Raw genomic sequence first — 24,073 nt, forward strand, 5'->3', positions numbered from 1 at the left:
CACCGAAGCCGCCCCCGCACAGGACCGCCGCCCTGCAGACACGCCCCCCGGCGCCCCGCACTGGCAGGTGCGCGGCGCCGACGGCCAGCCGCTGGCAGCGGCACTGCCCGCTGCCGCGACGGACACGCCCCAACACCAGGCCCTGCGCTACCGCGTGCACGGCTGGATCAAGGGGCTGGAATACCACGCCCAGGCCGAGCTGAGTTGGCACACCGAGGACGGCCGCTACCAGGCGCGCCAGTCCATCAGCGCCTTCCTGCTGGGTTCGCTGGAGCAGACCAGCCGCGGCCGCATCGGTGCAGAGGGCTTCCAGCCCGAGCGCTTTGACGACCGCCGGCTGACCCGGCTGCGCAGTGCCACGCTGGACTGGGAGGCCCAGCTGGCCCGCTTCGAGCCCGAGCGCCCACCGGCCGCCATCGGCCCCGGCACCCAGGACCGCCTGAGCGTGTTCCTGCAGCTGTCCGCCCTGCTGGAGCACCTGCCCGCGCTGCGCGCGCCCGGCACCCTGGTGGAGATCCCCACCCTGGGATCCCGCAGCCTGCAGAGGTGGCAGTTCCGCGTGCAGGACACCGACACCCTGGAGCTGCCCAGCGGCCCGCTGGCCACGCTGCGCCTGCAGCGCGCCCCCCAGTCCGGCGACCGCGAGCAGGCCCTGCTGTGGCTGGCGCCCGCGCTGGGCTACGCGCCGGTGCGCATCCAGATGCAGGAGTCCAACGGCGACCACCTGACGCTGACGCTGCGCGAGCTGCCCTGAGAAACACAAAAAAATAGCATCTGACGCTGATCCAGACTGCGTCAGATGCCAATTCGGTCATGCACTCGTGCCACGCGCCGTGGCCAGCCGGGCGGCCCTCAGCTGTCGCTGCCGTCCCCCTGCGGCGAGACCAGGGTCTGGTCGATGGCGCCAAACAGGCTCTGGCCATCCTTGCCCTTCATCTCGATGCGCACCGTGTCGCCAAACTGCAGAAAGCCGGTCGTGGCCTGCTCCTGCTGCTGCAGCTCCATGGCGCGCTTTTCCGCGATGCTGTGAAAGCCCTTGGACCATTCCGTGCGCCGTGCCGCGCCCCGGCCGCTGGTCACACCCTGGTTGCTGACCACGCCACAGCCCACCACCGTGCCGGCGCGCAGGCTGCGCGTCTTGCAGGCCTGGGCCAGCAGCTGGCCGAAGTGGAAGACCATGTCCTCGCCGGCCTCGCACATGCCCACCTTGCGCCCGTTCCAGCTGCTGTGCAGCGGCAGGTGCACACGGCCACCACGCCAGGCCTCGCCCAGCTCGTCCAGCGTCACCGCCACCGGGCTGCAGCCCAGGGACGGCCAAGCGTGCACCGGCCCCCAGCCCACCTCCGGCGGCGTGGGCATCAACTGGCGCAGGTTCCAGCTGTTGCACAGCATCAGCAGGCGGATGCCGAACAGCGCCTGCTCGGGCGTGCTGCCCATCGGCACATCGCCGGTGATCGCAGCCAGGCCGGCGCCAAAATCCACGCCCAGGGCTGCGCTGGGCACCACCACCTCCTCGCAGGCGCCGGACAGGCTGTCACCCGCGCCCTGGCGCAGCACGGGTTCGGTGCCGGGCAGCGCCCAGTCCGGCTGGGTCAGTGCCAGGTGCGAGGGGTAGGCCCCACCCTCCAGCCACTGGTAGGTGCGCGGCAGCGGTGCCATGCACTGCATCGGGTCAAAGGCAAAGGCATGCGGCGCGCGGCCGGTGTTCAGCTGGTGGTACAAGTCCTGCAGCTGGGGCGCCATGAAGCCCCAGTCGTCCAGCACCTGCTGCAGGCGCGAGGCAATGCCGGTGGCGTAATGGGCCAGCCGCAGGTCGCGCGAGACGACGACCAGTTGCCCGTCGCGGGAGCCGTCTTTGTAAGTGGCAAGTTTCATGTGCAATGCGGTGTAGACCGGAAGGCCATACAGCAGCACACGGCGTGGGCTGCTGCAAGAATGGAAGGGTGCGAGTGAGCCAACGCCCGTGGCGCCAGCCGCCCGGATGCGGCCCGCCACCGGCGGCTGCAGGCTCACACTGCGTAAGCTGCAAATTCTAAGGTTCGCCCATGCCACTGCACCCTTGCTTCCGTGCCGCGCCTGTCTGGCGCCTGGGTCTGCTGACCCTGCTGTCCACCGCCGCTGCCCTGGCCGGCACGGCCAGCCATGCCCAGCCGGCCTCCGCGCCGATCGAAGTGCGCAACGCCCAGGGCATGCTGCGCCCCGAGGCCAGCCTGGCCTGGCGTGCGCCGGCGGCGGCGCGCCTGCAGTTCACGGTGCAGGGCAAGTTCAAGGGCCTGCCCTACCAGACCCGGGCCCAGCTGGACTGGCTGCCCCAGGGCCAGCGCTACGAAGCCGCGCAGGAGGTGCAGATCCCCGTGCTGGGCAGCCGGCGCCAGTCCAGCGTCGGCAGCATCGGCCCCCAGGGCCTGCAACCCGAGATTTTCCTGGACCGCAGCCGCAAGGAGTACAGCACCACCTTCGATGCCGCCGCGGGCCAGATCCGTTTCAGCCGGGGCAGCGATCCGGCACCCTGGCAGCGTGGCACCCAGGACCGCATGAGCGTGTTCTTCCAGGTGGCCGGCATGCTGGCCGCCGCGCCGCAGCGCTACCCCGTGGGCACGCAGATCACGGTGCAGGCCGCCAGCAGCAGCCGGGTGGCGCCCTGGACCTTCACGGTGCGCGGCACCGAAGAACTGCAGCTGCCCGCCGGCCGCATGAGCGCCATCAAGCTGGAGCACAGCTCGGACAGCGGCGCGGCCGACGGCCTGCAGTCGGCGCTGTGGCTGGCGCCCGGCCTGCAGTACCTGCCGGTGCGCATCCGCATGCTTGAGGACGGCGGCCGCGACGAGCTGGACCTGAAGCTGCAGTCCCACAGCAAGCCCTGACCTGCGCCGACCGGGCCCGCCGTTGCGACCCGGCCATTCGTGGAATACTGGAGTTGCCCGGTCGCCGCCGGGCACCTTGAAACTGACCGTCTCGCCCGCAACTGGCTGGCAGGGCCACCGCCCACCCGGCATGGCCCGCGAAACGGCAAGAGAGGAGGACCACCATGCAAATGCTTTACGACTCCGACACTTTTGTGGTGCTCCACTTGCAACCCGATCTCGGGCTGCCCGCAGAAATCCTGCTGACCGATGGCCAGACCAGCGCCCCCGGCCTGCCCCGCCACGGCTTCGAGATCGTGGACAAGCGCTCGGGCAAGGAGGTCTACCTGGACGGGTCCTGGGCCGAGCTGTTCCAGCAGCAGATCCAGCAGTGGCAGCGCGAATCGCCCAGCGAGGAAGAGGTCGAGGACACGCTGGAGCGCTACGCCCAGCTGGCACAGAACCCCGTCGTGATGCACTGAGGGCCGTGCTTCGGGCGCACCGACCGCCCGGAGGGGGCGGCTCGGCGCCCGGGCCTAGATGCCCAGACCCAGGCTGTTGAGGCTTTCCTGGCGGCGGCGCTGGGCTTCGCCTTCCAGCAGCACGGTGAATTCGCCCACCGGCAGGGGGCGGCTGCAGAAATAGCCCTGGTAGAAATGGCAGCCGTGCTGGCGCAGGAACTCCAACTGCGCCGCGGTTTCCACGCCCTCGGCCAGCACTTCCATGCCCATGCTCTTGCCCATGGCGATCACCGCATGACTGATGGCCATGTCGTCGGCGCTTTGCGGGATGTCGCGGATGAAGCTCTGGTCGATCTTGAGCAGGTCAATGGGAAAGCGCTTGAGGTGGGCCAGCGACGAATAGCCGGTGCCGAAGTCGTCGATCGCCAGGCGCAGGCCCAGGTCCTTGAGCCCGCGCAGCACCGTGAGCGCCTCGTCGGGGCGCGCGGCGAGCGCACTTTCGGTGATTTCCAGCTCCAGGCGCCCGGCGGGCAGCCCCGAGCGCGCCAGCGCCTGGCGCGTGCAGCCAACGATGTCGGTCAGCAAGAACTGGTGCAGCGACAGGTTCACCGCGATCGAGATGTCGGGCAGCCCTTGACCGCTCCAGGCCTGGGCCTGGCGGCAGGCCTCGCCCAGCACCCACTCGCCCAGGGGGCCGATCAGCCCGGTGCTTTCCGCGACCGGGATGAAGCGTGCCGGGGAAATCATGCCGTCCACCGGGTCGAACCAGCGCACCAGGGCCTCGCAGCCGATCAGGCCCCCGGTGGCGATATCGATCTGCGGCTGGTAGAACAGTTGCAGGTGCCCCTGGGCCACGGCATTGCGCAGCCGCGACTCCAGCGCAATGCGCTCGCGCGCGGCCTGGGTCATGTCCTCGTTGAAGAAGCACCACTGGTTGCTGCCGCCCTTGCCATCCTTGGCGCCGTACACCGCGGCGTGAGCGCCCTGCACCAGCAGGGCCGCATCCTGGGCGTGCTCGGGGTAGCAGCAGATGCCGGCACTGCCGCTGACCACCACGGCAAAGCCATCAGGGGATTTCCAGGGCTGGGCGGCCGCGTGGATCAGGCGCTCGGCAATGTCCGAGGCCTCCTTGCGGTGCTTGAGGTGGCGCGTCAGCACCACGATCTCGTCGCCCGCCATGCGCGCGATCAGGTCCCCGGGTCGCAGCGCCGACTGCACCTGGCGCGCGATGTGGCGCAGCACCTCGTCGCCCACGGCGTGGCCGTAGCTGTCGTTCACGTCCTTGAAACGGTCCAGGTTCAGCAGGATGACCGCCATGCGCTCGCGCGTTTCGACCGCGTGGTGCACGCAGCGCGTCAGCTCCTGCACGAACCAGTTGCGGTTGGCCAGGCCGGTCAGGGCGTCGCGGTGGGCCAGGTGCTCCAGCTGCCGCTCACGCTGCTTCTCCTCGGAGATATCGGTGAACATGCACACGTAGTGCGAGACATGGCCTTGCGGGTCGCGCACCGCGTTCAGCGACATGCGCTCCGGGAAGATCTCGCCGTTCTTGCGCTTGTTCCAGATTTCCCCGCGCCAGTGGCCGCTGCGGTGCAGGCTGCTCCACATGTCGTCATAGAAGGCCTTGTCGTGCAGGCCGGACTTGAAGGTCGAGGGGCGCTTGCCGATCAGCTCCGCCGCCTCGTAGCCCAGCAGGCGCGAGAAGGCCGGGTTGACCGACAGAATGTGGCTGTTGGCATCGGTCACCACGATGCCTTCGGCGGTGTTTTCCACCACGCTGGCCGCCAGCCGCAGGCGGTCTTCCTCGGCGCGCTGCTGGGTCTTGTCGGTGATGATGCCGGAGAAGCGCACGGGCTGGCCGCGGTCGTCCAGGTGGCGGGTGCCGCGGGCCTCGAACCAGCGGTAGGCCCCGTCAAAGCACAGCACGCGGGCCGTCACCACAAACGGCACGCCCTGCTCCAGCGTGGCCTGGGCCGCCTGGCCCACCATGGCGCGGTCGTCCGGGTGGATGCGCGGCTTGAAGCGAAACTCCTCCGAAAAGTTGCAGCCCTCGTAGCGCATCAGCTTGGCCACGCCCTGCGAGAAGGTGTGGCGCCGCTGGGCCATGTCCCAGTCCCACATGCCGCTGCCGCTGCCATCCAGCGCCAGGCGCAGCTTTTCCTCGCTGGCCTCCAGGGCCTGGCGGTCGGCGCTGCGCCGTGCCTCGGCGCGCATGGTCCGCAGCACCAGCCAGGCCGCGTAGCAGCCCGACAACAGCACGAACACATAGTCCTGCCCTTGCTGCAGCAGCAGGTATAGCGCACGGTCCTGCACCAGCTGCGGCATGATCGCGTCCCCTGCGCCAAACCACAGCAGGCCGACCACCAGATACAGCACCAGCGCCCGCCAGGGTGCCAGATGCGGGACTGCGTCCTCGTGTTGCATGTATTCCCTCAATCCCCTCTTGACCCCGGCCATGCTGCGACAATTGCCCCCGCTATGACCCAAGCCTACATCCTTACTCTGTCCTGCCCCGACCGCCGTGGTCTGGTGCATGCCGTCTCCGGCTTCCTGCTGGAGCAAGGCGCCAACATCGAAGAAGCTTCCCAATTCAACGACAGCGCCACCGGTCTGTTCTTCATGCGCGTGCAGTTTGCCTGCGAGCACACCGACCTGGCCGGCCTGAAGGCGGCCACCGCCGTCATGGCCGACACCTACGAGATGAAGTGGAGCCTGCACGCCGAATCGGAGCGCATGAAGACCGTGCTGATGGTCAGCCGCCAGGGCCACTGCCTGAACGACCTGCTGTTCCGCTGGAAATCCGGCCTGCTGCCCATCGACATCAAGGCCATCATCAGCAACCACCGCGACTTCTACCAGTTGGCCGCCAGCTACAACATCCCGTTCCACCACATCCCGGTGACTGCCGCCACCAAAGCCCAGGCCGAAGCCAAGCAGTTCGAGATTATCGAGGCGGAAGGGGCCGAGCTGGTCGTTCTGGCCCGTTATATGCAGGTCCTGTCTAATGACTTGTGTCAAAAACTGTCCGGACGTGCGATCAACATCCACCACAGTTTCCTGCCCAGCTTCAAGGGTGCCAAGCCCTACTACCAGGCGCACGACCGTGGCGTGAAACTGATCGGCGCTACCGCCCACTACGTGACCGCGGATCTGGACGAAGGCCCGATCATCGAGCAGGACGTGGCCCGTGCCGACCACACCGACACTGTGGAAGACCTGACCGCCCGCGGCCAGGACACCGAAAGCCAGGTACTGGCGCGTGCCGTGAAGTGGCACAGCGAACACCGCGTGCTGGTCAACGGCCACAAGACCGTGGTGTTCCGCTGAGCGCAGCACATCGCAGCAGGTAGCGCTTGCCGTTGCTGGGTTCCCGGTTGTCGACCTGGAAACCCGCAACCGCAAGCGCTTCTTGCTTTTCCAACCGCAGCCACCACCCCGCGCCATGTCCACACCCCGCAGCAACGGCCAACGCCCCAGCCGCTTCTTTGACAGCCGCTCGGCCCGGCGCATCCCGCCCATCCAGTGCCTGCTGACTTTTGAAGCCCTGGCACGCCTGCGCAGCGTGACGCTGACGGCCGAGGAGCTCAGCGTCACGCCCAGCGCGGTCAGCCACCGCGTGCGTCAGCTGGAGCAGGTGCTGGGCACGCAGCTGTTCGGGCGCACGGACTTTTCGCTGACCACCGACGGCCAGAACTACCTGCAGCAGGTGCGCGAAGGCCTGGGGGCGCTGCAGTGCTTCCCCAACCACCCGGTAGCCAGCGGCCGCGCACGGCTGAAGATCGCGGTCACGCCCACCTTTGCGCGCTGCATGCTGATCCCGCGCCTGGCGCAGTTCACCGAGGCCTACCCCGAGATCGACCTGACGCTGCAGGTCGCCATCCCGCTGCTGGACGTGGTGGCCGAGGATGCCGACCTGATGGTGCGCTACGGCGTTGGCCATTACGCGGACGTGGAACACCTGGAGATTGCCCGCGACGTCTACACGCCCGTGGCCTCGCCCAGTTTTTTGCGCCAGCACGGCCCCATCACCAAGCCCGAGGACCTGCAGGAGCTGCCGCTGTTGCGCAGCCCGCTGGAGTCTTGGCGCCCCTGGTTCCAGGCCGCCGGCCTGGACTGGGCCGAGCCCAGCGAGGGCTCGCAGTTCAACGACGTGGGCCTGCTGTGCGACGCTGCCGCAGCCGGCATGGGCGTGGCGCCGGTGCGCCTCAAGCTCGGTGCCCCCTGGCTGGACCACGGCACCCTGGTGCGGCTGTTCGACCTGGACGTGGCCAGCCCCCATGCCCACTACCTGTGCTGGCGCACCGGCACCATGGACCGCTGGGAATGCCAGGCCTTCGCCGAGTGGCTGGCCAAGACCGTGGGCTGATGCTTTTTTGAGCCAAATTGGCACTTAACGCAAGCAAGACGAGCGTCAGCAGCTCCTGCTTTTGAAGCACCTGGACGCCCCCGGCGTCGTGCCGGTGGCGCTTTCACAGCCGCTTGCCAAAAAAATCACAGCACCGCGCCACGGCTTGCCCTACAGTCGGCGCCATGACCAGCCCCAGCCTTTCCGAACGCGCCACCCGCCAGGCCGAAGTCGTGGCCGCCCTGCGCCAGCATGTGCCCGAGCACGCCCTGCTGTGGAATGCCGAAGACACCACGCCGTACGAGTGCGACGGCCTGACCGCCTACCGCCAGCGCCCGTTGGTGGTCTGCCTGCCCGAGACCTATGACCAGGTCCAGGCGGTGCTCAAGGCCTGCCACGCCATCAACGTACCCGTGGTGGCGCGCGGCGCGGGCACCGGCCTGTCCGGCGGTGCCATGCCCCACGCACTGGGCGTGACGCTGTCGCTGGCCAAGTTCAACCAGATCCTGAAGGTCGATGCCTACAGCCGCACGGCCGTGGTGCAGTGCGGCGTGCGCAACCTGGCCATCAGCGAGGCCGCCGCGCCCTACGCCCTGTACTACGCCCCCGACCCCAGCAGCCAGATCGCCTGCACCATCGGCGGCAACGTGGCCGAGAACTCCGGCGGCGTGCACTGCCTGAAATACGGGCTGACGGTGCACAACGTGCTGAAGGTGAAGGGCTTCACCATCGAGGGCGAGCCGGTCGAGTTCGGCTCCGACGCGCTGGACGCGCCCGGCTATGACCTGCTGGCCGCCATGATCGGCAGCGAGGGCATGCTGGCCGTGGTGACCGAGGTGACCGTCAAACTCATCCCCAAACCCCAGCTGGCGCGCTGCATCATGGCCAGCTTCGACGATGTGCGCAAAGCCGGCGATGCCGTGGCCGCCGTGATCGCGGCCGGCATCATCCCTGCTGGACTGGAGATGATGGACAAACCCATGACCGCCGCCGTCGAGGACTTTGTGCGAGCCGGCTACGACCTGAGTGCCGAGGCCATCCTGCTGTGCGAATCCGATGGCACGCCCGAGGAGGTGGAGGAAGAGATCGCCCGCATGAGCGAGGTGCTGCGCGCCGCCGGCGCCACGGCCATCAGCGTGAGCCAGAGCGAGGAGGAACGCCTGCGCTTTTGGAGCGGGCGCAAGAACGCCTTCCCCGCCAGCGGCCGCATCAGCCCCGACTACATGTGCATGGACTCGACCATCCCGCGCAAGCGCCTGGCCGACATCCTGCTGGCCATCCAGGAGATGGAAAAGAAGTACCAGTTGCGCTGCGCCAACGTGTTCCATGCCGGCGACGGCAATCTGCACCCGCTGATCCTGTTCGATGCCAACGACGCCGACGAACTGCACCGCTGCGAGCTGTTCGGCGCCGACATCCTGGAGACCAGCGTGGCCATGGGCGGCACGGTGACCGGCGAGCACGGTGTGGGCGTGGAAAAGCTCAACAGCATGTGCACCCAGTTCACCACCGAGGAGAACCAGCAGATGTTCGCCCTGAAGGCCGCCTTCGACCCGGCCGGCCTGCTGAACCCCGGCAAGGTCATCCCCACGCACAACCGCTGCGCGGAGTACGGCAAGATGCTGGTGCGCGGCGGCCAGATCAGCCACCCGGACCTGCCCAGGTTCTGAGCGGCCCAGCGCCCGCCTGCCACATCGTTTTCAGCCCCGGGCGGCCTCTGCGTGCAGATGCGCTCGGCGGCGGGCGCTGCCCGACCACCACCACGGGGCCATCCCCGCGCCACGGGGACCCGATACGCCGCCCTGACCACGGCGGCGCCGGGCACAGGGCGGATGCGCCCAGGGCCCGTGGCACCTGGGGCCTGCAAAGCGCTTTTCACCACCGCAGCCCCACGCAACCACGCGCTCCCTGACCCTCTTCCCGCGCCAACTGCGCGAAATCCCGCTGTGCGAACCCCGGCCTTTGCTCTACAAGGGCGGGAGGACGGACCAACGAGGAGGTGCCATGGCCAGTGGAGGCGGTGATTGGAAAGACATGTACAACGCGGCCGAGCGCGGCGATGCGGCCTGCGTGCGCTACCACCTGAGTGCCGGGGTGGACGTCGACTACCAGCACCCCGAGGTGATGCAGACGGCCCTGGTCGCCAGCCTGCTGCAGGGCCATGCCGAGGTCGCACGTCTGCTGCTGGAGCATGGCGCCGACCCCAACCTGCCCGCGGAACTGGGCAACCTGAGCCCGCTGCAGGCCGCGCAGTCCCGCGGCGACGCCGCGCTGCTGCCGCTGCTGCAGGCCCACGGGGCCATCGCCCGCCCGGCCCCGGCACCCGTCTGGTGGCAGCGCTGGCTGCCGCTGTGAACGCAGGCCCCACGCTGCGGCCAACCCGACAGTATGGCCGCAGCGCGCAACTTTTGGAAACATCCCCCGGGGGCTAACCCTAGTGGCACCGCAGGCCTTTGCCCACACCGCGCGGCAAGGCTGCAACACTAGACCGGTGAACCCCGCCAACCCGCACCGGGCGGCCTTGCAGCCCGGCGCTGCCACCGCTTCCTGCACCGACTGCAGACCTTGTACAGCCCGCCACCGCCCTGCGGTGGCGCCGCAGGCTGGTGGGACCTTGTTGTGCCCCCGCGGCCAGCGGCCCGTTTCACTTCCGTGCTTGCCATGAACACCTCCGTTTGCCTGCCCCCTGCCGTTCCCGTCCGCCTGGCGGTGACGCTGGCGTGCGCCCTGCTGCTGGGTGGCTGCGCCCCTGGCGCACCGTCCCTGGCGCAACCCGACCCCGGCGTGCTGCCCGGCCAGTGGCCCTCCGACAGCCATGCCACCCCGGTGGCCGCCGCCTTGCCCGACTGGCAGCAGTGGGTGCAGGACCCCACGCTGGCCCAGTTGCAGACCCAGGCCCTGGCCCACAACCGCGACCTGCGCCTGGCGCTGCTGCGGGTCGAAGAGGCGCGCGCCGTGCACGGCCTGCAGCGCGCCGACCGGTTTCCGACGGTGGCCGTGGGTAGCAGCCATGCCCGGGCCCGCGTACCCGGCGATCTGAACGTCAGCGGCCGCCCGGTCACCGGCAGCGACCATGAAGTCTTCGTCGGCCTCAACAGCTGGGAGCTGGACCTGTGGGGCCGCGTGCGCAGCCTGGACGAGGCCGCCCTGCAGCAGTACCTGGCGAGCGCCGCCGGGGCCCGTGCCGCCCAGTTGACGCTGCTGGGCCAGGTGGCCCGCAGCTACCTGGCGCTGCGCGAGACCGACGAGCGCCTGCACCTGGCGCGCAGCACGCTGGACACCCGGGCCGAGACCCAGCGCATCTTCACGCGCCGCCACGAAGTCGGCAGCACCTCCAAATACGCGTTGACCCAGGTGCAAAGCCTGTACAACCAGGCCCATGCCCTGGTGGTGCAGCTGCAGCAGGCGCGTGCGCAGTTGGTCCATGCCCTGGGCCAGCTCACGGGCCAGGCGATCGCCCCGCTGCCCGCCCTGCCACCGGGGGCGGCCATCCTGGGCGAGGTCCCGGCCGGCCTGCCCTCCCAATTGCTGCAGGCGCGGCCCGACATCGTCGCCGCCGAGCACCAGCTGCAGGCCGCCCATGCCCAGGTGGCCGCCGCGCGCGCCGCCTTCTTCCCGCGCATTGCGCTGACCGGCAGCTTCGGTACGGCCAGCGCCCAGCTGGACGGTCTGTTCGACAGCGGCAGCAAGGCCTGGACCTTTGCCCCCAGCATCTCCCTGCCCATCCTGGACGGGGGCCGCCGCCGCGCCAACCTGGACCTGGCCACGGTGCGCCAGCACAGCGCCGTGGCCAGCTACGAGCGCAGTGTGCAGACCGCCTTCCGCGAGGTGGCCGATGCCCTGTCGGCGCGCCACTTCCTGGCGCAGCAGCTGCGCGTGCAGCAGGACAACCTGCAGGTGCTGCAGGAGCGCAACCGCCTGGCCCAGCTGCGCTATGACAACGGCGCCTCGCCCTACCTGGACGTGCTGGATGCCCAGCGCGAGCTGCTGGGTGCCGCGCAGCAGGCGGTGCAGGTGGCCTACGCCCTGCAGGCCGCCCAGGTCAGCCTGTACACCGCCCTGGGGGGCGCCCCCGCCGGCACCGACCGCCAGCGCCCCTCCGCCGTCACCCCCTAACCGACCGCATTGCCCACCATGCCCATCGCACCCACCACCCGCAAGACCCTCACCACCGTCGCGATTGCCGCGGCCCTGCTGCTGGCCGCTGGCTACGCCTGGAAGCAATGGCAGGCCAGCCAGGTCGATGCCGGCCTGGCCAGCGGCAACGGCCGCATCGAAGCCACGGAGATCGACGTCGCCACCAAGCTCGGCGGCCGGGTCGAAGAGATCCTGGTCACCGAAGGCGCCTTCGTGAAAGCCGGCGAGCCGCTGGCGCGCATGCAGATCCACACCCTACAGGCCCAGCATGCCGAGGCCGTGGCCGGCAAGGACCGGGCCGAGCACAACGTGGCCGCCGCCCGCGCCCAGGTGGCGCTGCGCGAAAGCGACCACGCCGCCGCCCTGGCCCTGGTGACCCAGCGCGAGGCCGAGCTGGACGCCGCCCAGCGCCGCCTGGCGCGCTCCGAAACCCTGGCCAAGGAAGGCGCCAGCGCCGTGCAGGAACTGGACGACGACCGCGCCCGCATGCGCAGCGCCCAGGCCGCACTGAAGGCCACACAGGCCCAGGCGGCGGCCGCCAAGGCGGCCATCGAGGCGGCCAAGGCCCAGGTCACCGGCTCGGTCTCGGCCGTGACCGCCGCCGCGGCCACCGTGCAGCGCATCGATGCCGAACTCGACGACAGCACGCTGACCGCCCCGCGCGACGGGCGGGTGCAATTCCGCCTGGCCCAGCCCGGCGAGGTGCTGGGGGCCGGCGGCAAGCTGCTGAACCTGGTGGACCTGTCGGACGTGTACATGGGCTTCTTCCTGCCCGAGACCGTGGCCGGCCGCGTGGCCCTGGGCGCCGAGGTGCGCATCGTGCTGGACGCTGCCCCGCAGTGGGTGATTCCCGCCAAGGTCAGCTTCGTCGCCAGCACCGCCCAGTTCACGCCCAAGACCGTGGAGACCGCCAGCGAGCGCCAGAAGCTGATGTTCCGCGTCAAGGCGCAGATCGACCCGCAACTGCTGCAAAAGCACCTGAGCCAGGTGAAGACCGGCCTGCCCGGCCAGGCCTGGGTGCTGGCCGAGCCTGGCGCCCAGTGGCCCGCCCACCTGCAAGTGAAGCTGCCGGAGTAAGCGCGCATGACGGTGGCGCCCCCCCCTTCCCGCCCCGCGGTGGCCCGGCTGCAGGACGTGCGCCTGCGCTATGGCCGCACCGAGGCACTGCGCGGCATCACGCTGGAGATTCCCGCCGGCGGCATGGTCGGCCTGATCGGACCCGACGGCGTGGGCAAGTCCAGCCTGCTGTCGCTGCTGGCCGGTGCCCGCGCGGTGCAGGACGGCCAGGTCTGGGCCCTGGGCGGCGACATGCGCAGCCAGGCGCACCGCGAGGCCGTGTGCCCGCGCATCGCCTACATGCCCCAGGGGCTGGGCAAGAACCTCTATCCCACGCTGTCGGTCGAGGAGAACCTGCAGTTCTTCGCCCGCCTGTTCGGCCATGACGCGGCCGAGCGCCGTGCCCGCATCGACGACCTGACGCAGAGCACCGGGCTGAAGAAATTCCTGGCCCGCCCCGCCGGCAAGCTGTCGGGCGGCATGAAGCAGAAGCTGGGCCTGTGCTGCGCGCTGATCCACGACCCCGACCTGCTGATCCTGGACGAGCCCACCACCGGGGTGGACCCGCTGGCGCGTGCCCAGTTCTGGGACCTGATCCGCCGCATCCGCAGCACCCGCCCGCACATGAGCGTGCTGGTGGCCACAGCCTACATGGACGAGGCCCAGCGCTTCGACTGGCTGGTGGCCATGGACGACGGCCAGGTGCTGGACACCGGCACCCCGGCCGAGCTGCTGGCGCGCACCGCCACACAGTCGCTGGAGGCGGCCTTCATCGCCCTGCTGCCCGAGGCCAAGAAGCGCGGCCATGCCGAGGTGGTGATTCCGCCGCTGCAGGCCGACGACCAGGACATCGCCATCGAGGCCCAGGACCTGACCATGCGCTTTGGCGACTTTGTCGCCGTGGACCATGTGAACTTCCGCATCCGCCGTGGCGAGATCTTCGGCTTCCTCGGCTCCAACGGCTGCGGCAAGTCCACCACCATGAAGATGCTGACCGGGCTGATGCCCGCCAGCGCAGGCCAGGCCTGGCTGTTCGGCAACGCGGTGAATCCCCACGACATCGCCACGCGCCGGCGCGTGGGCTATATGTCGCAGGCATTCTCGCTGTACGGCGAGCTGACTGTGGAGCAGAACCTGGTGCTGCACGCCCAGCTGTTCCACGTGCCCGAGGCCGAGGTGCCGGCGCGCGTGCAGGAGATGCTGGAGCGCTTTGGCCTGACCGCCGAGCGCCGCGAGTTGCCCGAGCGCCTGCCGCTGGGCCTGCGCCAGCGCCTGTCGCTGGCCGTGGCCATGGTGCACCGGCCCGAGCTGCTGATCCTGGACGAGCCCACCTCGGGCGTGGACCCGGTGGCGCGCGACCAGTTCTGGCGCCTGCTGGTAGAGCTGTCGCGCCGCGACCAGGTGACCATCTTCATCTCCACCCACTTCATGAACGAGGCCGAGCGCTGCGACCGCATGTCGATGATGCACGCCGGCAAGGTGCTGGACAGCGACACGCCCGCCGCCCTGGTCGCCAAGCGCGGCGCGGCCACGCTGGAGGAAGCCTTCATCGGCTACCTGGTCGAAGCATCGGGCGAGGCCGCACCGGACCTGGACGCAAAACCCGAAGCAGCCAGCGCAAGCTCTGCAACGACTTCAGACGGAAAACCATCTGAAAGCCTTGCCCAATCAGCGGCAACCGCTCCTGCTTCTGAAGCTGCACGCCCCGCCCGCTTCAGCCTGCAGCGGCTGTGGAGCTATCTGTGGCGCGAAACCCTGGAGCTGCAGCGCGACCCGGTGCGCGCCACCATGGCGCTGGCCGGCTCGCTGGTGCTGATGGTGGTGATCGGCTTCGGCATCAGCATGGACGTGGAAGACCTGCGCTTTGCCGTGCTGGACCGCGACCAGAGCACGCTGAGCCAGAGCTACACGCAGAGCCTGTCGGGCTCGCGCTACTTCGTCGAGCAGCCGCCGCTGCACAGCTACGAAGAGCTGGACCGGCGCATGAAAAGCGGCGAGCTGTCGCTGGCCATCGAGATCCCGCCCGGCTTTGGCCGCGACGTGCTGCGCGGCCGCCCGGTGGCCGTGGGCGCCTGGTTCGACGGCGCCATGCCCCAGCGCGGCGAGACCGTGAAGGGCTATGTGCAAGGCATCCACCAGTACTGGCTGGTGCAGCAGGTGCGCGAGCGCACCGGCCTGCGCATGGGCAGCCAGGTGGCGATCGAGACGCGCTTTCGCTACAACCCCGATGTGAAGAGCCTGCCCGCCATGGTGCCCGCCGTCATCCCCATGCTGCTGCTGATGTTCCCGGCCATGCTGACGGCCCTGGCCGTGGTGCGCGAGAAGGAGCTGGGCTCCATCGTCAACCTCTACGTCACGCCGGTCACGCGGCTGGAGTTCCTGCTGGGCAAGCAGCTGCCCTATGTGGCCCTGGCACTGCTCAACTACCTGCTGATGTGCGCCATGGCGGTGTTCGCCTTCGGCGTGCCCATGACCGGCAGCTTCATGGCGCTGACGCTGGCGGCCCTGCTGTTTGCCGTCATCGCCACCGGCATGGGCCTGCTGGCCTCGGCCGTCACGCGCAGCCAGATCGCGGCGCTGTTCTTCGCCATGCTGGGCACGCTGATCCCGGCCACGCAGTTCTCGGGCCTGACCGACCCGGTCAGCTCGCTGGAAGGCGCGGGCCGCTGGATTGGCGAGATCTACCCCGCCACCCACATGTTCGCCATCAGCCGCGGCGTGTTCAGCAAGGCCCTGGGCCTGCACGAGCTGACCAGCGCCTACCTGCCGCTGCTGCTGGCCATTCCCGTGATCATGGGCATCGCCATCTGGGCTTTGCCCAAGCAAGAGAAATGACGAATCTCCCCCTGAGTCGCTTCGCGCCTTCCCCCTCTCTGGCTTCGCCGGAGGGGGACGACACCCGCGCGGCGGGGCGGCCCTTGCGCGGTGTCCCTGGCGCAAGGGGTCTCGGTATGCGGCATGCCTGCACTGCATGGCGGCAGCTTCTGCGCAATGCCTCTGGCATGTGGAATGCCTGCCGGAGCGCGCCCGCGCAGCGCAGCGGGGCTCCGGTCGCGCGCCACAACGCCCAGACAGCGCTGCAGGCGCGGCGTGGGCCCGCAGACAGTACTGGGGGATGGCCAGGGCCCGCAACCAAGCCTGCAGCGCTGTCTGGGCGCCCCCGCACGAATCACTTACCAAGGCCACCACAAAACGGCGCTTCGGCCCCTGTGAAGTATTGGAAAAACTGCCATGCTGCATAGCTTGAAAAACATCTGGCGCCTGGGCGTGAAGGAACTGTGGAGCCTGTGGCGCGACCCGGTGATGCTGGTGCTCATCGTCTACACCTTCACCGCCTCGGTCTACACCGCCGCCTCGGCCATGCCCGAGACGCTGCACCACGCGCCCATCGCCATCGTCGACCAGGACCAGTCGCCGCTGTCGGCGCGCATTGCCTCGGCCTTCTACCCGCCGCAGTTCATGCCGCCGCAGATGCTGGACTGGCAGCAGGTGGACCCCGGCATGGACGCCGGCACCTTCACCTTCGCGCTGACCATTCCGCCCGGCTTCCAGCGCGACGTGCTGGCCGGCAGAAAGGCCGAGCTGCAGCTGAACGTGGACGCCACGCGCATGAGCCAGGCGTTCTCGGGCAGCGGCTACATCCAGCAGATCGTGCTGGCCGAGATCAACGAATTCACCCAGCGCCACCGCAGCGCCAGCACGCTGCCGGTGGAGCTGGAGCTGCGCGCGCGCTTCAACCCGTCGCTGAACAAGATCTGGTTCGGCGGGCTGATGCAGATCATCAACAACGTGACCCTGCTGTCCATCATCCTGACCGGCGCGGCGCTGATCCGCGAGCGCGAGCACGGCACCATCGAGCACCTGCTGGTGATGCCCGTCACGCCCACCGAGATCATGCTGGCCAAGGTCTGGTCCATGGGCGCCGTGGTGCTGGTGGCGGCCGGGGTGTCGCTGAACCTGGTGGTGCGCGGCTTTCTGCAGGTGCCGATCGAGGGCAGCATCCCGCTGTTCATGGCCGGCGCGGCGCTGTGCCTGTTCGCCACCACGGCCATGGGCATCTTCATGGCCACGGTGGCACGCTCCATGCCGCAGTTCGGCCTGCTGATGGTGCTGACGCTGCTGCCGCTGCAGCTGCTGTCGGGCGGCATGACACCGCGCGAATCCATGCCCCAGCTGGTGCAGGACATCATGCTGCTGGCGCCGACCACGCACTTCGTCGAGCTGGGCCAGGCCATCCTCTACCGCGGTGCCGGGCTGGAGGTGGTGTGGAAGCCCTTCCTGGCGCTGGCCGCCATCGGCAGCGTGCTGTTTGCGCTGTCGCTGGCGCGCTTTCGCAAGACCATCAGCCAGATGGCCTGAGCGCTGCGGTGCCCGGCGGCAGAAGCCGGGTGCCGCACGCGCCTACCCGCATCGCGCCACAATGCGGGCTTTGACGCAGACCGCCGTGCCGCACCCATGACTGAAGCAAGCTTTGAAGAACACCTGCAATCCGGCAACGCCCTGGTCGCCCGGGCCCAGCAGGCCGCGACCGTCGACTTCCAGCAGGCCCGCGCCCTGTGGCAGCAGGCCGGCCAGCACTTCTTCCACGCCCACAAGGCCGATCCCGACCATGCCGAAGCGGCCTTCCGCCTGGCCCAGGCCTGGATGGCCGAGGCCCTGGCGCTGCAAAAGGAAGGCTCGGCCAACGCCCTGGTGATGTGGTCCAACGCCGCCGCGCAGTGCGAGCAGGCCTTCGACCTGGACCCGGAAAACGGCCGCGTCGCCATGACGGCCGCCAGCTGCCACCACTTTGCCGGCGAGCACGACGCGGCCAAGGCCTGGAAGCAGATCGGCGAGCACCTGCTGCAAACCCAGGCGCCCGACGCAGACGCCGCCTGACGCCCTGCGCCGCATAAAAAAAGAGCACCCCGCGCAGGGTGCTCTTTGCTTTTAGGCATCAAATACCGTTAAAGGCTTGAAAGATGGGCGCCAGACGCTCTCATTTTCTAAGCCTGCCGGTCAACGCAGGCCTGCGGCACGGTAGACCTGCTGCAGCTGTGCCAGATTGCCCAGCAAGGCGGTCGGGCCGGCACTGCCCAGCAGGTACCAGCCCTTGGGGTCCAGAAACACCACCTGGCCCTTGCGGCCGGCCTGCGTGCCGCGCACCTGGGCGTTGTCGAACACCTGCTGCGACGGGATCAGGGCGCCGCCGCCGGGCGCCGAGCCGGTGGCAGCGTTGCGGTCGATCACATAGATCCACGCCGGGTCGAGCCGGGCCACCGCGTCAAAGTCGTACACCGTGCCGCGCGCCGGCAGGTCCTGGGCGCGCAGCGCCGAGCGGGCCCCCAGCACATCGAACAGGAAACCGAAGCGCGAGCCCGGGGCGTTCGGCAGGATGCGCTCGTTCACCGCCATCAGCAGCAGGCCCGGCTCGGCCTGGGCCGCCAGGTGGCGCACCACGCCCACCTCGCGCTCCAGGCGCGCCAGCAAGGCCTGGCCCTGGGCCGGCTGGCCAGACAGCTGGGCCAGCTGCGTGATGTTGCGCGCCATGTCCTGCAGCAGGTGATCGCCGCGCACGCTGAAATCCAGCGTCGGCGCGATCTTGCCCAGCGCCTCGTACTTGGCCGCGGAACGGCCGCCGACGATGATCAGATCGGGGCGGATCTGGCTCAGCGCGGCGTAATCGGGCTCAAACAGCGAGCCCGCCACGGTATAGCGCGCATCGGCATAGCCCGCCAGATAGGACGGCAGCTGGGCCTGGGGCACGCCGCGCACCGCCATCCCCAGCGCCTGCATCGTGTCCAGCGTGGCCAGGTCGTAGACCACCACGCGCTGAGGCCGCTGCGGCACCGCCGTGGCGCCCTGCGCATGCTGCACCAGCACCGTGGACGGCGCCGCCCAGCCCAGCGGGGCCGACAGCCCTGCCACCATGGCCGCCACCCAGGTACGACGTTGTAGAACCCGCATTTCAACTCCTTGTTCACAGGCCCGCCGACCCGCCCTGGCGCCGTCACAGTCTGTGACAAATACACAACAAATCGGCAATGGCCGCAGGGGGACTCGGGAGATACCCTGATCGTTAAATAGAATAGTAATGAGAATTGATCTCAATACATATTTTACAAACCATGCCATCTTCCTCCCAAAAAATGCGCCGTTTCGCGCTGTCGGCCGTGGCCCTGGCCGCGCACAGCCTGGTCTTTGCCCAAGGCACCACCGCCCCGGACACCGCCGCCACGCTGTCCGAAGTCCGGGTGCTCGGCACCGCCGAAGACGAGGCGCGCCAGGCCCTGGGCACGTCCATCATCACGGCCGAGGACATCGCCCGCAGCCCGGTCAGCAACGACCTGTCGGAAATCATCCGCACCATGCCCGGCGTCAACCTGACCGGCGCCGGCTCCAGCGGTGCCTATGGCAACCAGCGCCAGATCGACCTGCGCGGCATGGGCCCCGAGAACACCATGATCCTGATCGACGGCAAACCCGTGATGTCGCGCGAGGCCGCACAGATGCGCCGCACCGGCGAGCGCGACACGCGCGGCGATACCAACTGGGTGCCAGCCGAGCAGATCGAGCGCATCGAAGTGATCCGCGGCCCGGCCGCTGCACGCTATGGCTCGGGCGCAGCCGGGGGGGTCGTCAACATCATCACCAAGAAGCCGCAAAAGCAGCTGTCGGGCTCCGTCACGGCCTACTATCTGCAGCCCGAGGACAGCCAGGAAGGCGGCTCCAGCCGCCTGGGCTTCAACCTGAGCGGCCCCATCGGCGAGGCCCTGTCTTTCCGCCTGTACGGCAACGTCGCCAAGACCGAGGGCGATGACATCGGCATCAACGGTCTGGACGCCAATGGCCTGCCGCTGGCCGCCGGCCGCGAAGGCAACCGCAACCGCGATCTGAACGCCCTGCTGCGCTGGGACCTGACGCCCGATCAGGTGCTGGAGTTCGAGGCCGGCTTCAGCCGCCAGGGCAACATCTACGTGGGCGAAGTCCCGCAGAGCACCAACGCCACAAACACCGCCCTCATCAAGGAGCTGGCAGAAAACGGGGCTGAACTGCGCCGCACCTACCGCCAGACGGCCTCGGTCACGCACCGCGCCAACCTGGGAGAGCTGGGCAAGTCGCGCGTCATCTTCCAGTACGAGAACACGCGCAACAGCAACTGCAAGAAGAATGCCGCTGGCGGCCCCGAAGGCAGCTGCACCGGACCGCTGGAGTTCGTGGAATCCGAACAGCAGAACTACTTCCTCAGCGGCGAGCTGAACACCCCGCTGCAACTGGGCGGCCTCAACCAGATGCTGACCAGCGGCCTGGAAGTGCGCCACCAGAGCCTGGACGACCCCAACGCCATCCAGCAGAACGGCCCCAGCGGCCCCATCACCGCCTCGTCCCAAAGCCAGGCCAAGTCCCTGGCCCTGTACCTCGAAGACAACATCGAGATCAGCCCTTCCTTCATCCTGACCCCAGGCCTGCGCTTCGACCACCACCAGGACTTCGGCAACAACTGGAGTCCCAGCCTGAACGCCAGCTATGAGCTGTCGTCCGACTGGACGGTCAAGGGCGGCATCGCACGCGTGTTCAAGACCCCCAACCTGTACCAGTCCAACGCCAACTACTGGTACACCACCATGGGCAACGGCTGCCCCACGGGCGTGACCGGCCCCTGCTACATCCAGGGCAACCCCAACCTGGATGCGGAAATCAGCGTCAACAAGGAACTGGGGGTGGCCTGGAACAACCACCAGGGCTGGGAGGCCAGCCTGACCTATTTCCGCAACGACTACCGCAACAAGATCGTGGCGGACATGGACGCGGGCGCCGTGGTTGACCAGGGCACCTACCGTTACTTCCAGTGGAACAACGCCGGCAAGGCCGTGGTCGAAGGCCTGGAAGGCAATCTGAACATCCCGCTGCTGGGCAGCTCGGGCAGCACGCTGAAGCTGATCAACAACTTCACCTGGATGGACAAGAACCACAGCAAGGACACCGGCCAGCCGCTGTCCGTGATTCCCAAGTTCACCATCAACAGCACCCTGGACTGGCATGTCAACCAGGCCTGGTCGGCGCAGTTCAAGGCCACGGTCTACGGCCGCCAGAAGCCCCGCACCCAGATGGCCAACGGCACACCGGTGAGCAGCGTGGAGGAAATCGGCACCCACACCATCTTCGGCCTGGGCGTGAATTACGACGTCAGCAAGAACCTGCGTGTCGGCGCCGGCATCAACAACCTGCTCGACAAGCAATTCCTGCGCAAGGGCAAGCAAGGCAGCTCGGCCGGTGCCTACACCTACAACCAGCCTGGCCGCGCCTACTACCTGACGGCCACCGCGTCCTTCTAACCCGCCTCCTGTGGTGCCGCCCGCCGCCGGGCGGTGCGGCGCCACAGCCAGCCCCATGCACCACCCCGCTGACCGCACCGACGCGGCCTACGTTCACGACGTTCCCTATCCGGCCCACTTCCACCGCGAGACCATGCCGGCCTGGCTGTGCGCCACGCTGACTGCGATGGGCCTCAAAAGCCCCGACCTGGCGCGCCCCTACACCTACCTGGACCTGGGTTGCGGCAGCGGCCTCAGCACCCTGATCGCAGCCGCCACCAACCCCCTGGGCCAGTTCCTCGGTATCGACATCCACCCCGGCGCGATCGCCCAGGCGCGTGCCCGGGCCCAGGCGCTGGGCGTGCACAACCTGCGCTACGAATGCCTGGACTTTGCGGCGGCCACACAATCCCCGGCCGCCCTGCCGGCCTGCGACTTCATGGTCTGCCACGGCGTCTATTCCTGGATTGCGCCCCCTCAGCGCCAGGCCCTGCAGCAGCTGGTGCAGCAACGGCTGCTGCCCGGTGGGGTGCTTTACCTGGCCTACATGAGCCAGCCAGGCTCCAGTGCCATGGCGGCCACCCAGAAATTGCTGCACCTGGCCACACAACCCCTGCCCGGCAGCTCGGCAGACAAGGCCCGTGCCGGTGTCGCCTGGCTGCAGCACCTGACCCAGCAAGGGCTGGGGCATTTTGGCGAGCAGCCGCGCCTGGTCCAGGAGATCGATCGGCTGGCCGCGCTGGATGCGGACTATCTGGCGCATGAACTGCTCAATCCGCACTGGGACTCGCTGCACGTGGCCGATGTGATGGCCGACCTGGAAGCCGTGGACTGCCGCTACGCCGCCAGCGCCACGCCGCTTGAGAACCTGGATGCCGTCTCCCTCCCAGGGCAGTCGCTGCCCGCCTTCCAGGCCCTGCAGCGCCAGGGGGCCAGCGCCGCGCTGCTGGAAACCTTCAAGGACGTGGCACGCAACCAGAACCAGCGCCGCGACCTCTACCTGCGCCAGCACCCGGCCGGCCTGGCCCTGCGCAGCGAGGAGCACCGCCAGGCACTGCTGCGCCAGCGCATCGGCCTGCTGCCGGCAGCCCCGCGGGATTTGCCGCCGACACAGGGCGAACTGGTGCTGGACACCCGCATTGGCCCCGTGCACCTGCCAGTGGCCCAGGTGGCCCCGCTGATCACCGCGCTGCGCCACAGCGCCGCGAGCTATGCCGAACTGGCGCACTTGCCCGCGTATGCGCACCAGCCCGGCCTGATCAGCCAGCTGCTGCAGGTCCTGGCCTGGGCCGGCTGGCTGCATGTGCTGCTGCCGGCGGGCACGGGGCCGGTGGCCACGGCCCTGGGGCCGCTGAACACCTACCTGCGCACGGTGACCGTGGGCCAGCCGCCCACCGCCCTGCAGGCCCTGGAGGCCATCGGCAGCGCCGTGCCCGCCTGAAGCGGGGCGGAGGCGGCACCGGCTCAGGGCGCCAGCCAGAGACCGCTGAGGAACAGCAGCAAGCCAACCGCTCCGCCGACCAGGGTGCCGTTGATGCGGATGAACTGCAGGTCCTTGCCGATGTGCTGCTCCACCAGCGCGGACAGCTCCTGCGCATCCCAGCGCTGCACCGTGTCCTGGATGTGGCGCGCGATGAACTGCGAGACATCTGGCGTCAGGGCCTGCGCCCAGCGCTCCAGCCGCGCATTCATCGACGCGCGCAGCGCCGCATCCTGGGCCAGGGACTGGCCCAGCCACTGGCCCATGCCGGCCAGCTTGCGCACCGTCCAGGACTGCTCGCTCGCCAGGTCGGCCTGCAGCTTGGCGCGGGTGCGGCTCCACAAGGCCTGCAGGTAGCGGGCCAGGTTCTCATCGTGCAGCAGGTAGTCCCGCAGCTCGGTGGCCCGCGCCTGGTAGGCCGCATCGCTGCGCAGCCGCAGGATGAAGTGCGCCAGACTGCGGTCGAACGCCTGCCGCATCTGGTGCTGGGGGTCCTGGGCCACCTCGGCCAATACGCTGTCCAGGGCCTCGGCCAGCACATCGGCCCCCTTGTCACCCAGCCAGTCGCTGGGCAGCACCTTCTCCTTCAGCGGGTGTTCGCGCTTGAGCCACTGCACAATCGTCTGCGCCATGAACAGGCGCGTCGGCTCCCGGCGCAGCAGGGACGACAGGCGCTGCAGCACATCGTCCAGCACCACCTGGTGGCGGCCTTCGTGCGTCAGGGCCGCCAGCAGTGTGGCCAGCGACTGGCCCATGTCCACCTGCGCCAACACGCTGCGCAGCGTGCGGGTCAGCCAGCGCTCGACCTGCCGATCCTGCACCATCTCCAGCACCCCGGCCAGCACCCGGCCCAGCTGCTGCCCCAGCAACTGGCGGTGCGCCGGCGCAGCCAGCCAATGCGCCAGTTGCTGCGCGGGGTCATGCTGGCGCACCAGGGCCAGCAGCGAGGGCGTGTCCAGGAACTTGTCGCGCACAAAGACCGCCAGATTCTCGCCAATCCGGTCCTTATTGCGCGCAATGATGGCGGTATGGCGCCCCAGCCAGGGCAAGGGAATGCGCCGGAACAAGGCCGTCACCGCAAACCAGTCGGCCAGGGCCCCCACCATGGCGGCCTCGGCCACGGCCTTCACCCCGCGCACGCTCAGCGTGGCCGGCAACCAGTGGGTCGCCACAAACACGGCAGTGACCAGCAGCAGCAAGCCCGTCGCCTGCCACTTGGCGCGGCGCAGATCGTTGGTGAGATTCCAGTCCCCAGGCATGCCGTCCCCCTCCTTGCTGCAGCCAGCCTACGGCAGACCGCCGCGCCAGCCCTGGCGCCAGTCCAGCAATTGCAGGTAGGCGCAGAGCTGATGCCCCCCGGGTGGTGCAGCGTCCCAGCGTCGGTTTCACGCGACAGAAAAACAAAAAAGCATTTACCACTGAGAACCATTAGCATTCAACAAGTCATAATCGACACCCTA

At 68.9% G+C, this 24,073-nt stretch carries 18 protein-coding genes; 14 read left to right on the forward strand and 4 right to left on the reverse strand.

Annotated elements, in window-relative coordinates:
* The coding region (locus tag FYM52_RS11195) for a DUF3108 domain-containing protein (RefSeq protein WP_154164157.1) at positions 1-754 on the forward strand (754 nt) is incomplete at its 5' end.
* 98 nt (positions 755-852) lie between these two features.
* On the opposite strand, the gene FYM52_RS11200 is transcribed toward FYM52_RS11195, so the two are convergent.
* Positions 853-1,875 carry a fumarylacetoacetate hydrolase family protein gene (locus FYM52_RS11200; RefSeq protein ID WP_154164158.1) on the reverse strand — a complete coding sequence of 341 codons (1,023 nt, stop codon included), beginning with the start codon at positions 1,873-1,875 and terminating at the stop codon, positions 853-855.
* Between the two features lie 170 nt (positions 1,876-2,045).
* Between FYM52_RS11200 and FYM52_RS11205 the strand changes: the two genes are divergently transcribed.
* Positions 2,046-2,864: a DUF3108 domain-containing protein gene (locus FYM52_RS11205; RefSeq protein ID WP_154164159.1), complete on the forward strand. Its 819-nt coding sequence runs from the start codon at positions 2,046-2,048 to the stop codon at positions 2,862-2,864.
* A gap of 164 nt (positions 2,865-3,028) precedes the next feature.
* A complete protein-coding gene (locus FYM52_RS11210) occupies positions 3,029-3,325 on the forward strand; it encodes a DUF3567 domain-containing protein (protein ID WP_154164160.1) in 297 nt (98 codons plus the stop codon).
* A gap of 54 nt (positions 3,326-3,379) precedes the next feature.
* Here FYM52_RS11210 and FYM52_RS11215 read toward each other — a convergent pair whose 3' ends face one another.
* Entirely contained in the window at positions 3,380-5,725 is a 2,346-nt protein-coding gene (locus tag FYM52_RS11215) for a bifunctional diguanylate cyclase/phosphodiesterase (RefSeq protein WP_154164161.1), read from the reverse strand.
* Positions 5,726-5,779: 54 nt separating this feature from the next.
* On the opposite strand from FYM52_RS11215, the gene purU reads away from it, so the two are divergent.
* The 9 genes from purU (at position 5,780) to FYM52_RS11260 (ending at position 17,717) form a co-directional block, all read left to right on the forward strand.
* Positions 5,780-6,628 (forward strand): formyltetrahydrofolate deformylase, encoded by an 849-nt coding sequence (gene purU, locus FYM52_RS11220; protein WP_042418682.1) that lies wholly within the window; start codon positions 5,780-5,782, stop codon positions 6,626-6,628.
* Positions 6,629-6,743: 115 nt separating this feature from the next.
* Positions 6,744-7,667 (forward strand): LysR substrate-binding domain-containing protein, encoded by a 924-nt coding sequence (locus FYM52_RS11225; RefSeq protein WP_154164162.1) that lies wholly within the window; start codon positions 6,744-6,746, stop codon positions 7,665-7,667.
* 164 nt (positions 7,668-7,831) lie between these two features.
* Positions 7,832-9,316: an FAD-linked oxidase C-terminal domain-containing protein gene (locus FYM52_RS11230; RefSeq protein WP_154164163.1), complete on the forward strand. Its 1,485-nt coding sequence runs from the start codon at positions 7,832-7,834 to the stop codon at positions 9,314-9,316.
* A 334-nt stretch (positions 9,317-9,650) separates the two neighbouring features.
* Positions 9,651-10,001 carry an ankyrin repeat domain-containing protein gene (locus FYM52_RS11235; protein ID WP_238826183.1) on the forward strand — a complete coding sequence of 117 codons (351 nt, stop codon included), beginning with the start codon at positions 9,651-9,653 and terminating at the stop codon, positions 9,999-10,001.
* A gap of 306 nt (positions 10,002-10,307) precedes the next feature.
* Positions 10,308-11,762 (forward strand): efflux transporter outer membrane subunit, encoded by a 1,455-nt coding sequence (locus FYM52_RS11240; protein ID WP_154164164.1) that lies wholly within the window; start codon positions 10,308-10,310, stop codon positions 11,760-11,762.
* Between the two features lie 18 nt (positions 11,763-11,780).
* The gene (locus FYM52_RS11245; protein ID WP_154164165.1) at positions 11,781-12,860 is read left to right on the forward strand and encodes an HlyD family secretion protein; all 1,080 of its coding nucleotides are present in this window, start codon (positions 11,781-11,783) and stop codon (positions 12,858-12,860) included.
* A 6-nt stretch (positions 12,861-12,866) separates the two neighbouring features.
* Positions 12,867-15,674, forward strand: coding sequence for a ribosome-associated ATPase/putative transporter RbbA (gene rbbA, locus FYM52_RS11250; RefSeq protein ID WP_154164166.1), 2,808 nt, complete (start codon positions 12,867-12,869; stop codon positions 15,672-15,674).
* Between the two features lie 396 nt (positions 15,675-16,070).
* Positions 16,071-17,198 carry an ABC transporter permease gene (locus FYM52_RS11255; RefSeq protein WP_154164167.1) on the forward strand — a complete coding sequence of 376 codons (1,128 nt, stop codon included), beginning with the start codon at positions 16,071-16,073 and terminating at the stop codon, positions 17,196-17,198.
* Between the two features lie 96 nt (positions 17,199-17,294).
* Entirely contained in the window at positions 17,295-17,717 is a 423-nt protein-coding gene (locus FYM52_RS11260; RefSeq protein WP_154164168.1) for a hypothetical protein, read from the forward strand.
* 120 nt (positions 17,718-17,837) lie between these two features.
* On the opposite strand, the gene FYM52_RS11265 is transcribed toward FYM52_RS11260, so the two are convergent.
* Positions 17,838-18,785: a siderophore ABC transporter substrate-binding protein gene (locus FYM52_RS11265; protein WP_238826184.1), complete on the reverse strand. Its 948-nt coding sequence runs from the start codon at positions 18,783-18,785 to the stop codon at positions 17,838-17,840.
* A gap of 161 nt (positions 18,786-18,946) precedes the next feature.
* Here FYM52_RS11265 and FYM52_RS11270 point away from each other — a divergent pair, with 161 nt between their 5' ends.
* Both FYM52_RS11270 and FYM52_RS11275 read left to right on the forward strand, forming a co-directional pair.
* Positions 18,947-21,154, forward strand: coding sequence for a FepA family TonB-dependent siderophore receptor (locus FYM52_RS11270; RefSeq protein WP_154164169.1), 2,208 nt, complete (start codon positions 18,947-18,949; stop codon positions 21,152-21,154).
* A 55-nt stretch (positions 21,155-21,209) separates the two neighbouring features.
* Entirely contained in the window at positions 21,210-22,574 is a 1,365-nt protein-coding gene (locus FYM52_RS11275) for a methyltransferase regulatory domain-containing protein (protein WP_154164170.1), read from the forward strand.
* Positions 22,575-22,597: 23 nt separating this feature from the next.
* Here FYM52_RS11275 and FYM52_RS11280 read toward each other — a convergent pair whose 3' ends face one another.
* Entirely contained in the window at positions 22,598-23,872 is a 1,275-nt protein-coding gene (locus FYM52_RS11280; RefSeq protein ID WP_154164171.1) for a DUF445 domain-containing protein, read from the reverse strand.
* Between the last annotated feature and the right edge of the window lie 201 nt (positions 23,873-24,073).

The organism is Comamonas sp. CAH-2 (assembly GCF_009668305.1).
Taxonomy (GTDB): Bacteria; Pseudomonadota; Gammaproteobacteria; order Burkholderiales; family Burkholderiaceae_C; genus Comamonas; species Comamonas aquatica.